The following is a 14,648-nucleotide window of genomic DNA, read 5'->3' on the forward strand; positions in this document are numbered from 1 at the left end:
GGAACAGAGAATGGCCATTCCAAAATTAACCGCTTACGCGCTGCCAACCGCCACAGAGCTGCCGACCAACAAGGTCAACTGGGCGTTTGAGCCAGAGCGCGCCGCGCTGCTGATCCACGATATGCAGGAGTATTTCCTGAACTTCTGGGGCGAAAATAGCGACATGATGCAGCAGGTGGTGGCGAACATCGCTAAACTGCGCGCGTACTGCAAAGAACACAATATCCCGGTGTACTACACCGCGCAGCCGAAAGAGCAGAGCGATGAAGACCGCGCCCTGCTGAACGACATGTGGGGGCCGGGCCTGACCCGCTCGCCGGAGCAGCAGCGTATCGTGGCTGAACTGGCACCGGACGAAGCGGACACCGTGCTGGTGAAGTGGCGCTACAGCGCGTTTCACCGCTCACCGCTGGAGCAGATGCTGAAAGAGACCGGCCGCAACCAGCTGCTGATTACCGGCGTTTATGCCCACATCGGCTGCATGACCACCGCCACAGATGCCTTTATGCGCGACATCAAGCCGTTCTTTATCGCCGATGCGCTGGCGGACTTCACCCGCGACGAGCACCTGATGTCGCTGAAATACGTGGCAGGACGTTCTGGCCGCGTGGTGATGACCGACGAGCTGCTGCCGTCCGTTCCGGCAACGAAAGCCGCGCTGCGCGCGCTGATCCTGCCGCTGCTGGACGAGTCCGACGAGCCGATGGATGACGAAAACCTGATCGACTACGGTCTGGACTCGGTGCGCATGATGGCGCTGGCCGCCCGCTGGCGGAAGGTGCACGGCGACATCGACTTCGTGATGCTGGCGAAAAATCCGACCCTTGACGCCTGGTGGGCGCTGCTCTCCCGTGAGGTGAAGTGATGGCGGAGCTCGATTTTACCGGTAAAACGGTTTGGGTAACGGGCGCGGGTAAAGGTATTGGCTATGCGACCGCGCTGGCCTTTGTGGAGGCGGGCGCGCGGGTGACCGGGTTCGATCTGGCCTTCCCGCAGGACGATTATCCGTTTGCCACCGAAACGCTGGACGTGGCGGACGCGGCGCAGGTGGGCGACGTCTGCGGGCGTTTACTCGGCACCCTTGAGCGCCTCGACGTGCTGGTTAACGCGGCGGGCATTCTGCGCATGGGCGCGACGGACGAGCTTTCGCAGGAGGACTGGCAGCAAACCTTTACGGTTAACGCCGGCGGCGCGTTTAACATGTTTCAGCAGACGATGGGCCAGTTCCGCCGTCAGCAGGGCGGGGCGATAGTGACCGTAGCTTCCGACGCGGCGCATACCCCGCGCATCGGGATGAGCGCCTACGGCGCGTCGAAGGCGGCGCTGAAAAGCCTGGCGCTGACCGTCGGGCTGGAGCTGGCGGGCAGCGGCGTGCGCTGTAACCTGGTGTCGCCGGGCTCAACGGACACCGACATGCAGCGCATCCTGTGGAAAAGCGACGATGCGGAGCAGCAGCGCATTCGCGGCTTTGGCGAGCAGTTCAAGCTCGGCATTCCGCTCGGCAAAATTGCCCGTCCGCGGGAAATTGCCGCCACCGTGCTGTTCCTTGCGTCCGATGCCGCCAGCCATATTACCCTGCAGGATATCGTGGTGGACGGCGGCTCCACGCTGGGGGCGTAATGATCTGGAAACGTCATTTATCGCTTGAAGAACTGAACGCCACCAGCGTGAACACCCTGGTGGCGCACCTGGGCATTGTCTATACCCGCCTCGGAGACGACACGCTGGAAGCGGAGATGCCGGTGGATGCCCGTACCCATCAGCCGTTTGGCCTGCTGCACGGCGGCGCCTCGGCGGCGCTGGCGGAAACGCTGGGCTCAATGGCCGGTTTTCTGATGACCCGCGACGGGCAGAGCGTGGTCGGCACTGAGCTGAACGCCACGCACCACCGCGCGGTCTCTCACGGTAAGGTGCGCGGCGTGTGTCAGCCGCTGCATCTGGGGCGTTCGAGCCAGAGCTGGGAGATCGTGGTATTCGACGAGCAGGGGCGGCGGTGCTGTACCTGTCGGTTGAGCACGATGGTGCTGGGGTAGGCCATTCAGCTGAAAGTGATCGGCTTAACACTGTGGTGTAAATCTCTGGTTTGACCACGCATTATTGCGTTTCAAAGTTGTTAAATTTTATCCGTTGTTCTAGAAACAAAATGTAACATCTCACTGTTTCACAACAACGGACAACAACTATGAACAACTCAGGGAAATACCTTACGTGGGCGGTGCTCTCCGTTGTGGGAGCCTTTGCCCTGGGCTATATCGCCCTCAACCGGGGGGAGCAGATCAATGCGCTCTGGATCGTCGTCGCCTCCGTCTGCATTTATCTCATTGCGTACCGTTTTTATGGCCGCTATATCGCAAAGACGGTACTGGGCGTAGACGGCACACGCATGACGCCTGCCGTGCGCCACAACGACGGGCTGGACTACGTGCCGACTGATAAAAAAGTGCTGTTCGGTCACCATTTCGCGGCGATTGCCGGTGCAGGCCCGCTGGTGGGGCCGGTGCTGGCGGCGCAGATGGGCTACCTGCCGGGGATGATCTGGATCCTCGCGGGGGTGGTGCTGGCGGGGGCGGTGCAGGACTTTATGGTGCTGTTCGTTTCCACCCGCCGCGACGGACGTTCGCTGGGTGAACTGGTGAAAGAGGAGATGGGGGCAACCGCCGGGGTGATTGCGCTGGTGGCGACCTTTATGATCATGGTGATCATCCTCGCGGTGCTGGCGATGATCGTGGTGAAAGCGCTGACCCACAGCCCGTGGGGAACCTACACGGTCGCCTTTACCATTCCGCTGGCGCTGTTTATGGGGATTTACATTCGCTACCTGCGCCCCGGGCGCATTGGTGAAGTCTCTGTCATTGGCCTGGTGTTCCTGGTATTTGCGATTATCTCCGGCGGCTGGGTGGCGGAAAGCCCGACCTGGGCACCATTCTTCGACTTTACCGGCGTGCAGCTGACCTGGATGCTGGTGGGCTACGGCTTTGTGGCGGCGGTGCTGCCGGTGTGGCTCCTGCTGGCCCCGCGTGACTATCTCTCAACCTTCCTGAAAATCGGCACCATAGTCGGGCTGGCCATCGGCATTCTGATTATGCGCCCGACCCTGACCATGCCTGCGCTGACCAAATTCATCGACGGTACCGGCCCGGTCTGGACTGGTAACCTGTTCCCGTTCCTGTTTATCACCATCGCCTGCGGTGCGGTGTCGGGCTTCCACGCGCTGATCGCCTCCGGGACGACGCCGAAGATGCTGGCGAATGAAAATCAGGCCTGCCTGATTGGCTACGGCGGCATGCTGATGGAGTCCTTCGTGGCGATTATGGCGCTGGTCTCCGCCTGCATTATTGATCCGGGCGTTTACTTTGCGATGAACAGCCCGATGGCGGTACTGGCCCCGGCTGGCACCGTTGACGTGGTAGCGTCCGCCGCGCAGGTGGTGAGCGGCTGGGGTTTTGCCATTACCCCGGAAACGCTGACGCATATCGCTAATGAGGTTGGCGAGCAGTCAATTATCTCCCGCGCGGGCGGGGCGCCGACGCTGGCGGTGGGCATGGCCTACATTCTCCACGGCGCGCTGGGCGGGCTGATGGACGTGTCGTTCTGGTATCACTTCGCCATCCTGTTCGAGGCGCTGTTTATTTTGACGGCGGTGGATGCGGGAACCCGTGCGGCGCGCTTTATGCTGCAGGATCTGCTGGGGGTGATCTCCCCGAACCTGAAGCGGACCGATTCGCTCCCGGCTAACCTGCTGGCGACGGCGCTATGCGTGCTGGCGTGGGGCTACTTCCTGCATCAGGGCGTGGTCGATCCGCTGGGCGGGATCAACACCTTGTGGCCGCTGTTCGGTATCGCCAACCAGATGCTGGCGGGCATGGCGCTGATGCTCTGCGCGGTGGTGCTCTTCAAGATGAAGCGCCAGCGTTACGCGTGGGTGGCGCTGGTGCCAACCGCCTGGCTGCTAATCTGTACCCTGACGGCGGGCTGGCAAAAAGCCTTCAGCCCGGACAATAAGGTGGGCTTCCTGGCGATCGCCAACAAGTTCCAGGCGATGATCGACAGCGGCAAGATCCCGGCGCAGTACACCGAATCGCAGTTGTCTCAGTTGGTGTTCAACAACCGTCTGGATGCCGGACTGACCATCTTCTTTATGGTGGTGGTTGTGGTGCTGGCGTTGTATTCTCTGAAAACCGCGCTGGCGGCGCTGAAGGTCGACACGCCGACGGCGAAAGAGACGCCGTACGAGCCGATGCCTGAAAACCTGGACGAGATTGTGACCCAGGCGAAAGGGGCGCATTAACCTGTGTGCCGGGTGGCGCTAGCGCTTACCCGGCCTACATTTCCAGTGAGACCAGAATGATGTTCGACACCCTCTCCAAAGCAGGTAAGTACCTGGGCCAGGCCGCCAAAATGATGATTGGCGTGCCGGATTACGATAACTACGTCGAGCATATGCGCGTCAACCACCCGGACCAGACGCCGATGACCTACGAAGAGTTTTTCCGCGACCGCCAGGACGCCCGTTACGGCGGCAAGGGCGGGGCGAAGTGCTGTTAACCCTCTTTCGGTAAATAGAGGCTGATTTGCTCCTGCTTGCAGCCATAAATTGCCGCCAGCTTTTCGCGGGTGCGCTTTTGCGGACGGGAGTCCAGCGCTTCCAGCTGCGACACGGCGGACTGGCTGATGCCGAGTTTTTCCGCCACCTCCTGCTGCGACATGCCGCGCAGAATGCGCCATGCGGCCTGCAGGCTGACGTTCTCGTTATGCATGACGTCGCACACTTCACCAGGTAATCCTACGTCATCATAACAATCGTGTTCGACTTCAATATCCTCTAGATCATCATCGGTTTCGTCGTCAATTTCTGCCATCTGTAAGCACATACGAAAGTATTCATCATAGGGAATAACGACGTACTGCGCTTTTCCCTCATCGTCCTTAATTAGCTGAACAGCCATAGGGGGCTTTCTCCTCGTGAAGGTAGGTCGTTGATGTTCTGCGCTTGACGGCCAAAACATAACAATGGTTATCGGGATCGTCCCGAAGTGTAATCAGAATGCGGTAATCGCCAACGCGTAGCCGAAAATGATTTTCTGTTGCCGATATTTTTTTGATATCGGGCCGGGGAGCTGAGCGATCGTCCAGCTCAGCAAGTTTTGCTTTGATTCTTCGCTGATATCGGCCATCGATTTTGGAAAACTCTTTCTTTGCATTCTTTGACCAGACAATCTTCATCCGTACCTCCACTGTACGCCCACACAAATTATAAGGAAATAATAAGACTATTAGATAAATTCCGAATTTCTTATGGGGTACTGTAGAGCGGACATAAAACGGAAGTAAGCGGTAAAAAGCGAAACATCGAGGCGGCTCGACAAGGCCTCTGCCGGGCGACAGAGGCTTTCAGGAAATTTGCGATCAGGCGTTCAAACCGCCGTCCACGTCCAGACCGGTGCCTGAGATCTGCCCGGCTGCCGGGCTGGCGAGGAAGGTGACCGCCGCCGCGACGTCTTCCGGCTGGCCGTAATGGCCCAGGGCAATAAGCTGACGCTGTGAGTCAGCCTGTTCACCGTCCTCCGGGTTCATATCGCTGTTGGTCGGGCCGGGGTGCACCAGGTTAACGGTAATACCGCGCGGGCCAAGATCGCGGGCCAGACCGCGGGTGAGGGAGTTCAGTGCAGATTTGGTCATTGAGTAGACGGCAATCCCCGGTTGTGCCACGCGGTTCGCCAGACAGCTGCCGATGTTGATAATGCGCCCGCCGTCAGACATATGCACCAGCGCTTCCTGAATGGCGATCACCACGCCGCGGATGTTGACGTTGATCAGTGCGTCGATGTCCGCCAGCGTCATGGACTCCAGCGGGCCGCCTCGCGCGATACCGGCGTTATTGACCAGGATGTCCAGCCCACCGAGAGAGCGTGCCGCATGGGTGACGGCATCCTGAATCGCCTGCGCGCTGGCGCTGTCGGCCTGAATGGCCTCGCCGTGCCGCCCCAGCGCCTTAATTTCATCGGCGACCGCCTGGGCTTTATCGGCGGATTTTTCATAGGTGATGACCACATCGGCACCGGCGCGCGCCAGCGACAGGGCAATCGCACGACCCAGCCCGCGGCTGGCGCCGGTAACCAGCGCCTTTTTACCTGTTAAATCGATCTGCATGATGACCTCGTTACGAGAGTGGTGAGAACCATCATTAGGTATAGCCCGTCGGCGCAATTAACGGCGGAAGGATTCTACTTTCTCAAACGCGGCGCGCAGAGCCTCAGGCGTTAACGTCACCGGCAGATAGTGAATCGACTCCACCGGGCGCAGCGTGTGGGCGATGACCTTGTCGAGATCGTCGCGGTTATTGATGTCGACGTCCAGCTCGCGAAGCGTGGTCGGCAGGTTAAAGCGCCGGTATGCCGCCACCAGCTGCGCCAGCACGTCGTCCTGGCCGAGCAGGGCGCTCTGCACCAGAATGCCGTAGGCCACCTTGGTGCCGTGCAGGTATTTTTCTGTCTGCGGCAGCACGGTCAAGCCGTTGTGCACCGCGTGCGCCGCCGCCACGCGGGTGTAGCGCTCCCCCAGACCGCCCACCATCCCGCCGCCGGCAATAATGGCGTCCACCACGTCCCGAAACGCCTGCGTTAGCTCGCCGCGCTGCTGGTCGGCAAGCGCTTGCTCACTGTGTTCCAGCAGCACGTCGCGGATCGCCAGCGCACCGTTGAGGCCGAGACGCACGGTCAGCGGCAGGATCTCAGGTTGAGGAGCGAGCACCACCGCTTCGTACCACTTCGCCAGCGTATCGCCGATGCCCGCCAGCAAATATTCCGCCGGGGCGTTCAGAACGATCCGCGGCTCCACCAGCACCAGAAAGTTAGCGTCGTCAAAAATCTCAAACTGTAGCGCCTGACCGGCATCGTTGTACCAGACAGAGAGCGGCGTCCACGCTGCGCAGGTGGCGGCGATGGTGGGAATGCCCACGAACGGAACGCCTAAGCGGCGCGCCACGGCCTTGACGGTGTCCATCACCGCGCCGCCGCCGACGCCAATCACCACGCTGGCATCGCTGCCGGATTCGTTCACCAGACGGGTGACGTCGCGCTCGCTGCAGTGGCCCTTAAACAGCAGATGTTTTGCCCCCGTCGCATTAAAACTCTCCGGCAGGAACGGGCGTGCGCCCTCTATTGCGCGCTCGCCGTAAATCCATACCGCATGGGAAAGCTGTTCCGGGGTAAAGAAATCATCCAGGCGCGCAAGGCTTCCGGAATGGGAGAAGTAGTTCGCCGGGCCGGGCACGACGCGGATGTCGGTGTTGCTCATGGTGTTGTCCTTTTTTCGCAAGCGCTAACCCGATGTTATGTCTGGACATCCGGATGGCTAATAATATTTCGCTTTATCTTATGCCTTTTCCGTCGTTGTCAGTCAACCGGAGCTGTGAAAAATTCGCTAAATCAGAAGAGTAATGAAGGATTTACGCGGATGGTTTCCAGTCGTCTTGAAATGCGCGGTATCAGCCTGGCCTTTTCCGGCTTTCAGGCGCTGACGCGCGTGGACTTCACGCTGAACGGCGGGTCGGTGCATGCGCTGACCGGGGCCAACGGCGCGGGGAAATCAACGCTGATGGCGGTGCTGTGCGGGACGCATGACCACTATGAGGGCGAAATCTCCATTAACAACCAGCCGGTAAACATTCGCGAGCCGCTGGACGCCAAACGGCTGGGCATCCACCTCGTGCAGCAGGAGGTGGACGTGGCGCTGATCCCGGGGTTAAGCATTGCTGAAAACATCATGCTCGACCAGCTGGCGCAGCCGGGGCATCGCTACCGCTGGCGCACCGTTCGTCAGCAGGCGCGGCAGGCGCTGGCGCAGCTCGACGTTACGCTGGACGTTCGCCGCTCCATCGACGGCTGCACGCTTGCCGAAAAGCAGCAGATTTTGCTGGCACGCGCTTTGTCCCACCACTGCCGTTTTTTGATTCTTGACGAGCCCACCGCGCCGCTGGACGCGCACGAGAGCGAGCGTCTGTTTGCGGTGGTAAGACGTCTGCAACAGCAGGGCATCGGCGTGGTGTTTATCTCCCACCGCATTCACGAGCTGAAGGCCATCTGCGACACCCTGACGGTGCTGCGCGACGGCAAGCTGATCGAGTCCGGCCCGATGGCCGATCTCAGCGGTGAAGCGATCGTCGAGAAGATGCTCGGCCACGTGCTGAGCGATATCTATCCGCCCGCGCGGCCGCCGCACGGCGAAGAGACGCTGCTGCGGGTGGAAGGGCTGCACGACGACGCGCTGCTGAAAGATATCTCCCTGCACCTGCGCAAAGGCGAAATCCTCGGGATTGCCGGGCTGGCGGGCGCGGGGAAAACCGAACTCTGCAAGGCGCTGTTTGGCGCCAGCAAAAGCCGCGTGGCGCGCGGTGAGCTGAATCATCAATCCTGGCAGCCGCGCGATCCGGCAGACTCGGTGCTGCGCGGCCTGGCGCTGGTGCCGGAGGAGCGGCGCAAAGAGGGCATTTTTATCGACGAGCCGGTGAGCATGAACCTTGCCGTGTGCGCCGATAACAGCTTTTCGCGCTGGAGCCTGTTTGGCCATCGTCAGGCGTGGCGCTGGGCGGAAGAGGTGATTGCTCGCGTCGGCGTGCGCGCCCGAGGGCCGGGGCAGGTGCTGCGCCGCTTATCCGGCGGCAACCAGCAGAAGATCGCCATCGGTAAATGGCTGCGCAATGACGCCAGCGTGCTGATCTTCGACGAGCCGACCAAAGGCGTGGACGTGAAGGCCAAAACCGATCTGTTCCAGCTGATTGACGGCCTGGCGCGCGAGGGCAAAGGGGTCATTTACGCCTCCGGCGAGTTTGCCGAGCTGGTGGGACTGTGCGACCGCATCTGCGTCCTGTGGGACGGGCGCATCGTGGCGGAAATCGCCGGGGCCGAGGCCCGTGAAGAGACACTACTTTATTATTCAACCGGAGGAACGGCGTCGTGAGCAAGGCCCTTTCAGTGACCGCGGCGGCGTCTGGCCGTCAGCAACTTTTTGATTTTCTCTATAAATGGGGCATGCTGCTCACCGTCGTCGCGCTGGTGTCCGTCTTTGGCCTGGCGTCGGACAGCTTCCTCGACCCGAACAACATCATCAATATTCTGCGCTCGATTGCCATCGTGACGGTGATTGCCGTTGGCGTGTCGATTTCACTGACCGTCGGCGGGTTCGATCTCTCCGTGGGCTCCACTGCGTCGCTGGCGAACGCGCTGGTCATTTCGCTTTTCGTCTGGCACGGCTTCGGCACCACCGAGTCGATTGTAATCACTCTCGCGCTCTGCACGCTGGTCGGCCTGTTTAACGCTTTCCTGATCGTCATCCTGCGTATTCCGGACATGCTCGCCACCCTCGCCAGCTTGTTTGTCATCCAGGGCGTGGCGATGACCTACAGCTACGGCGGGTCGATTACCGAGAACATGGTGCTGCCGAGCGGCGACATGGCGGAAGGGACCATTCCGGCGGCGTTCAGCCTGCTGGGGCAGGTGCCGACCATCGTCATCATCATGCTGTCGGTGACCCTTCTGGCGCAGCTGGGGCTGTCGCTGACCACTCACGGACGCCGGATGTATGCCATTGGCGGCAACCCGGAGGCGGCGCGCCTCTCCGGCATTCGCACCACCCGCTACAAGGTGGCGGCCTACGTGATTGCCTCCCTGCTGGCGGGCCTGGGCGGGATTTTGCTGGCCTCGCGCATCGGTTCGTCGCAGGTGAACGCGGGCGGCGGATACCTGATGGATGCGGTGGCGGCGGCGTGGATCGGCTTCTCGCTGGCCGGGTCCGGCAAGCCGAATGCCCTGGGGACTCTGGTAGGGGCGGTCATTCTCGGCGTGCTGTCGAACGGGCTGGTGATGCTCTCCGTGCCGTATTACGCCATGGACATTATAAAAGGGCTGGTGCTCGCGGTAGCGCTGGCGATTACCTACATACAAAAACGCTGACAACACAACGGGATAAAAAATGAAAAAGATTGCACTCTCTTTGGTGGCATTAGGGTTATTCACCGCTCTGCCTGGCTTCGCGGCCACGCCCGCGCCGCTCCCGGCGGCCATTGCCAACCATGACGGCCCCATTCGCATCGCGGTGATCCGTAACCTCGGCTCAGACGACAACACCACGCAGTTTATTGCCGGGGCCATTCAGGAAGGGAAGAAGCTTGGCTTTAAGGTCAGCACCTTTTTAAGCAACGGCGACGACGCTAGATTCCAGGACTTCGTGAACCAGGCCATCAGCCAGAAGTACGACGGGATTATCCTGTCTCAGGGCCGCGATCCGTACTCCACCGCGCTGGTGAAGAAAGCGGTGGACGCCGGGATCAAAGTTTCGGTGTTTGATACCGCCGTAAACGGCGAGATCCCGGGCGTGACCGTCACCCAGCAGGACGACGCCTCCCTGACGAATCTCTCCTTCGGCCAACTGGCGAAAGATTTCAACGGCAAGGCCAACATCGTCAAGCTGTGGGTGGCGGGCTTCCCGCCGATGGAGCGCCGTCAGGCAGCCTATAAAGAATTGCAAAAGCAGTACCCGGAGATTAAAGAGCTGGAGTCCATCGGCGCGGTCTCTTCTGACGTGCAGGGCGACACCGCCAACAAGGTGGGCGCGATCCTGGCAAAATACCCGAAAGGCAAAATCGATGCCATCTGGGGGACCTGGGACGCCTTCAGCCAGGGGGCGTATAAAGCGCTGAAAGAGAACGGCCGCACCGAGATCAAGCTCTACAGCATCGACATCTCCAACCAGGATCTGCAGCTGATGCGCGAGCCGGGCAGCCCGTGGAAGGTGAGCGTGGCGGTGGATCCGAAGCTAATTGGGGCGACCAACGTGCGTCTGGTCGCCAACAAGATTGCCGGAGAAGCCACGCCTGCCACCTACGACTTCAAAGCCGCTGCGATCCCGCAGGCGCTGCTGACCGCGCAGCCGGGGGCGGTGAACGTAGCGTCGCTGGGCAAAATCATTCCGGGCTGGGGCCAGACGGAAGATTTCATTGCGCCGTGGTTTGCGACGCTGGAAGCGAAAAATAAATGAGTATCCTCCCTACGCCAGAATACAGCCGCAATATGCGGCTGATCGGCCATAGCGATCAGGGCGGTCGCCCGGACGGCGTGCAGCTGATGGTGCACCGCGGTTTCGCCTATATCGGCCATATGGTGTCGCAGGGCTTTTCGATAGTAGACGTGCGCGACCCGAAAAACCCGAAACCCGCGGGCTATTTTCCTGCGCCGCCGGGCACCTGGAACGTGCACCTCCAGGCGCATGACGACCTGCTGCTGGTGATCAACGCCCGGGATCTGTTTGCCGATGCCCGCTTCGCCGACGAGAAGGTCTACTACACCCGTCAGGTAGGAGAGACCGTCAGCGACGTGCAGGACAGGGGCTGGAGCGCCGGGCTTCGCGTTTTTGATATCTCCACGCCGGACGCGCCGCGTGAAATCGGCTTTCTGTCGCTGAGCGGCATTGGCATTCACCGCATCTGGTACGTCGGTGGCCGCTGGGCGTACGTGTCAGCGCTGATCGACGGTTTTACCGACTACATCTTTCTGACGATCGACCTGGCGGACCCGCGCAAGCCCGAGGTGGCGGGGCGCTGGTGGCTGCCGGGCATGAACCAGGCCGAAGGCGAACAGCCGAACTGGCCGGAAGGGAAACGCTACGCGCTCCACCACGCGATTATTGCCGGCGATACGGCGTACGGCAGCTGGCGCGACGGCGGCTTAACGCTGCTGGACGTGAAGGATCGTACCCAGCCTAAGCTTATTAGCCACCGTAACTGGAGCCCGCCGTTTGGCGGCGGGACGCACACCGCGCTGCCGCTGCCGGACCGGGATCTGCTGGTGGTGCTGGACGAAGCGGTGCTGGATAACCAGCAGGACGGCGAGAAGCTGATCTGGCTGTTTGATATTCGCGAGCCGTCGAACCCGGTGAGCATCTCGACCTTCCCGCAGCCGAATGAAACCGACTACGTGGCAAAAGGGGCGCATTTCGGCCCGCACAACCTGCACGAGAACCGGCCCGGAAGCTTCGTCAGCTCGACGCTGATTTTCGCGACGTATCAGAACGCGGGCGTGCGCGCGTATGACATCTCTAATCCGTATCGCCCAGTGGAAACCGGTGCGCTGGTGCCCGCGGCACCGGAGAGGATGATGGACACGCGGCCGAATCGCCCGCAGGTGATCCAGTCCTGTGACGTGTTTGTGGATGCGCAGGGAATTATCTACAGCACGGACTATAACGCCGGGCTGTCGGTGATTGAGTATCTGGGGTAAGTGCGGTTTGATGCCCTCTCCGACAGGGAGAGGGAGAAAATCAACTGTACTGCCGCACCCGCGCCACCAGATCTTCCGCGCTGTCGATACGATCGGCAATCACGATCAGCGCCTTGCCGAGCGTTATCGCGTGGCGCAGGCATTCGTGGCGCATGGCCTCGTCCTGGATGGTGTCGATATCCGCGACGTGGGAAAGCCCGACGCTGCGGCGAATGAGTTCGGTGCCGCAGAACCCGATGGCATCATGCCAGACCTTTTTCAGAAAGGCGGAGGCATAGCCTGGCGCGCTGAGCGCGGCGTCGCGTGCTTTCTCGTTTGCCAGCGCCTGGAAGCGTTCCGCAAAGGTGTTCCACAGCTCCTGAATATCGGTCAGGCGCTGCTCGCGCGCGGCGGCGGCATCGCGAATGCCCAGATGCCCCGGCAGGCCGCAGAAGTTGAGCAGCAGGTTGCCGATGGCGGTGCCGACGTCAAAGCCAATCGGCCCGAAATAGCCGAACTCGGCGTCGATGGCCTTCAGGCTGCCGTCGGCCACAAAAATCGAGCCGCTGTGAATATCCCCGTGCAGCAGCGCTTCGGCATGCGAGAAGAAGCGGTGCTTCAGGGAGGCCACGGCAATTTTTAGCGGGGCGTCGTCGCGCAGGGCGGCGACGTCATTTTCCAGCTCGGCAGGGTAGTTATTGCGCTCATGAACCTGGTACGGATCGTTGAAGAACAGATCTTCGGTGATCTCACACATCTCCGGGTTGATGAATTTCGCCACCTGCGCTTTTTTCGCGTGCGGGTGCAGGTAGAAATCGCTGGTGTGAAACAGCGCGTGCGCGAGGTATTCGCCCAGCTGGCGCGCCGCCTGCGGGTAGTAAATGTTTTTGATCAGCTCGCCGCGCCAGATGCGATGGCTGGAGAGATCTTCCATTACCATCACCGCCAGTTCCGGGTCAAAGTGGTGGATTTTTACGGTGTGCTGCGGGCTGTGCTGGTAATGCTCGACCAGGGTTTGTGCCTCGAGGCGAGCGCGATCCAGCGTCAGCGGCCAGGACTCGCCGACGCAGCGCACGTAGGGCAGTGCCTGTTTAACGATGATGCGGCTCACGCCCGCGCTGTCGAAAATTTTAAAAACCAGATTGAGGTTGCCGTCGCCCACTTCCTGCGCCTCTACCAGCGATGACGGATCGTCAAGCCCACCAAACTGCCTGGCATACTCCACGGCGTCCTGAGCGGTAAAGGTACGGTATTGCGACATGGCCTGTTCCTCACGAGTTAACTAATTAAGACATGTAGACGTCTATACATCTGGATTTCATCCTGACACAATGTGCTACAACAACGCAACAGGGAATTAACGACATGCAGACATTACAGACGACCAGCCTGCGGGTGGCGGATAATCAGCTCTTTATTCTCGACCAGCTGGCGCTTCCGCAGGAGAAACGCTGGCTGGATGCCTCAACGGTGGAGGCGCTGGTTGGGCATATCCACGCTCTGCGCGTGCGTGGCGCGCCGTTGATTGGTCTCTCTGCAAGCCTGCTGCTGGCGCTGCTGGCGGAAAACGGCAAAAGCCGCGATGAGCTGGCGGTGGCGCTGGAAACGCTTCGCGCATCCCGCCCGACGGCGGTAAACCTGATGAACAACCTCGACCGCATGAAGCTTGCGCTGTGGGAAGAGGATTTCGTTCCGGCGCTGGTGGCGGAGGCGCTGCGCCTGATTGACGAAGACAAACGGCTTTGCGACGCGATTGCAAAAGCGGGCAGCGCGCTGGTGAAGCCCGGCAGCCGTCTGCTGACCCACTGCAACACCGGCGGGCTGGCAACCGCGGGCGTCGGTACGGCGCTGGGCGTGATTGCACGGGCGCATCAGGAAGGCAACGTCAGCAACGTCTGGGTGGATGAGACTCGCCCGCTGCTGCAGGGCGGTAGATTGACCGCGTGGGAGCTTGGCGAGCTGGGCGTGCCGTATCAGCTGATTACCGATTCCATGGCCGCCAGCCTGATGGCGAAAGGGCAGGTGGACGCCGTGTGGGTGGGGGCCGATCGCATCGCCGCTAACGGTGATGTGGCGAACAAGATCGGCACTTATTCGCTGGCGGTGCTGGCGAAATTCCACGGTATTCCATTTTACGTCGCCGCCCCACAAACGACGCTCGACCCGGCCTGCCCGAACGGGGATGCGATCCCCATCGAGCAGCGCGCCGCCAGCGAAGTGACGGGCGTTGCCGGAAGCTTTGGCGCGGTGCAGTGGGCGCCGGAAAACGCGGTGGTCTATAACCCGGCATTCGACGTCACGCCTGCCTCGCTGATTAGCGGCTGGGTGCTGGATACGGGTGTGGTCACGCCGGATGAGGTGGCGGAAGGGAAATTTGCCTGAGTCCGGCTATCCTTT

Annotated in this window: 15 protein-coding genes; 10 read left to right on the forward strand and 5 right to left on the reverse strand. The window is 60.9% G+C overall.

Annotated elements, in window-relative coordinates:
* The first annotated feature begins 10 nt into the window (after nt 1-10).
* From AC2FAJ_RS08245 to AC2FAJ_RS08265, 5 genes are all read left to right on the forward strand, one after another.
* A complete protein-coding gene (locus AC2FAJ_RS08245; RefSeq protein WP_048956895.1) occupies nt 11-865 on the forward strand; it encodes an isochorismatase in 855 nt (284 codons plus the stop codon).
* Entirely contained in the window at nt 865-1,620 is a 756-nt protein-coding gene (gene entA, locus AC2FAJ_RS08250; RefSeq protein WP_485454020.1) for a 2,3-dihydro-2,3-dihydroxybenzoate dehydrogenase EntA, read from the forward strand. Before AC2FAJ_RS08245 ends, entA begins: the two co-directional genes overlap by 1 nt.
* On the forward strand, nt 1,620-2,033 hold the full coding sequence (gene entH, locus AC2FAJ_RS08255) for a proofreading thioesterase EntH (protein WP_028012300.1): 414 nt from the start codon (nt 1,620-1,622) through the stop codon (nt 2,031-2,033). Before entA ends, entH begins: the two co-directional genes overlap by 1 nt.
* 149 nt (nt 2,034-2,182) lie before the next feature.
* Nucleotides 2,183-4,288 (forward strand): pyruvate/proton symporter CstA, encoded by a 2,106-nt coding sequence (cstA, locus tag AC2FAJ_RS08260; RefSeq protein ID WP_017694336.1) that lies wholly within the window; start codon nt 2,183-2,185, stop codon nt 4,286-4,288.
* Nucleotides 4,289-4,347: 59 nt separating this feature from the next.
* Nucleotides 4,348-4,545 carry a YbdD/YjiX family protein gene (locus AC2FAJ_RS08265; RefSeq protein ID WP_006809671.1) on the forward strand — a complete coding sequence of 66 codons (198 nt, stop codon included), beginning with the start codon at nt 4,348-4,350 and terminating at the stop codon, nt 4,543-4,545.
* Here the strand turns inward: AC2FAJ_RS08265 and AC2FAJ_RS08270 are convergent.
* The 4 genes from AC2FAJ_RS08270 to AC2FAJ_RS08285 all read right to left on the reverse strand — a co-directional run bounded on the left by AC2FAJ_RS08270 (nt 4,542) and on the right by AC2FAJ_RS08285 (nt 7,296).
* The gene (locus tag AC2FAJ_RS08270) at nt 4,542-4,946 is read right to left on the reverse strand and encodes a helix-turn-helix domain-containing protein (RefSeq protein WP_045631313.1); all 405 of its coding nucleotides are present in this window, start codon (nt 4,944-4,946) and stop codon (nt 4,542-4,544) included. The genes AC2FAJ_RS08265 and AC2FAJ_RS08270 overlap by 4 nt on opposite strands.
* Complete coding sequence (locus AC2FAJ_RS08275; protein WP_023303272.1) at nt 4,927-5,223, reverse strand: type II toxin-antitoxin system RelE family toxin; 297 nt, start codon at nt 5,221-5,223, stop codon at nt 4,927-4,929. Before AC2FAJ_RS08275 ends, AC2FAJ_RS08270 begins: the two co-directional genes overlap by 20 nt.
* Before the next feature lie 183 nt (nt 5,224-5,406).
* The gene (locus AC2FAJ_RS08280) at nt 5,407-6,150 is read right to left on the reverse strand and encodes an SDR family NAD(P)-dependent oxidoreductase (RefSeq protein WP_028012303.1); all 744 of its coding nucleotides are present in this window, start codon (nt 6,148-6,150) and stop codon (nt 5,407-5,409) included.
* 57 nt (nt 6,151-6,207) lie between these two features.
* A complete protein-coding gene (locus tag AC2FAJ_RS08285) occupies nt 6,208-7,296 on the reverse strand; it encodes an oxidoreductase (protein WP_485454021.1) in 1,089 nt (362 codons plus the stop codon).
* A gap of 159 nt (nt 7,297-7,455) precedes the next feature.
* Between AC2FAJ_RS08285 and AC2FAJ_RS08290 the strand changes: the two genes are divergently transcribed.
* The 4 genes from AC2FAJ_RS08290 to AC2FAJ_RS08305 are packed head-to-tail and all read left to right on the forward strand — an operon-like array spanning nt 7,456 to nt 12,272.
* A complete protein-coding gene (locus AC2FAJ_RS08290; RefSeq protein ID WP_485454022.1) occupies nt 7,456-8,958 on the forward strand; it encodes a sugar ABC transporter ATP-binding protein in 1,503 nt (500 codons plus the stop codon).
* Complete coding sequence (locus AC2FAJ_RS08295; RefSeq protein WP_485454023.1) at nt 8,955-9,950, forward strand: ABC transporter permease; 996 nt, start codon at nt 8,955-8,957, stop codon at nt 9,948-9,950. The genes AC2FAJ_RS08290 and AC2FAJ_RS08295 overlap by 4 nt, the downstream gene beginning before the upstream one ends.
* Before the next feature lie 19 nt (nt 9,951-9,969).
* Nucleotides 9,970-11,034 carry a sugar ABC transporter substrate-binding protein gene (locus AC2FAJ_RS08300; protein WP_485454024.1) on the forward strand — a complete coding sequence of 355 codons (1,065 nt, stop codon included), beginning with the start codon at nt 9,970-9,972 and terminating at the stop codon, nt 11,032-11,034.
* Complete coding sequence (locus tag AC2FAJ_RS08305) at nt 11,031-12,272, forward strand: LVIVD repeat-containing protein (protein WP_222567475.1); 1,242 nt, start codon at nt 11,031-11,033, stop codon at nt 12,270-12,272. Before AC2FAJ_RS08300 ends, AC2FAJ_RS08305 begins: the two co-directional genes overlap by 4 nt.
* A 40-nt stretch (nt 12,273-12,312) precedes the next feature.
* On the opposite strand, the gene mtnK is transcribed toward AC2FAJ_RS08305, so the two are convergent.
* Complete coding sequence (gene mtnK, locus AC2FAJ_RS08310) at nt 12,313-13,512, reverse strand: S-methyl-5-thioribose kinase (RefSeq protein ID WP_485454025.1); 1,200 nt, start codon at nt 13,510-13,512, stop codon at nt 12,313-12,315.
* A gap of 104 nt (nt 13,513-13,616) precedes the next feature.
* Between mtnK and mtnA the strand changes: the two genes are divergently transcribed.
* Entirely contained in the window at nt 13,617-14,633 is a 1,017-nt protein-coding gene (gene mtnA / locus AC2FAJ_RS08315; RefSeq protein WP_485454026.1) for an S-methyl-5-thioribose-1-phosphate isomerase, read from the forward strand.
* Nucleotides 14,634-14,648 lie beyond the last annotated feature (15 nt).

This window comes from Enterobacter cloacae complex sp. 385G4 (assembly GCF_057320665.1).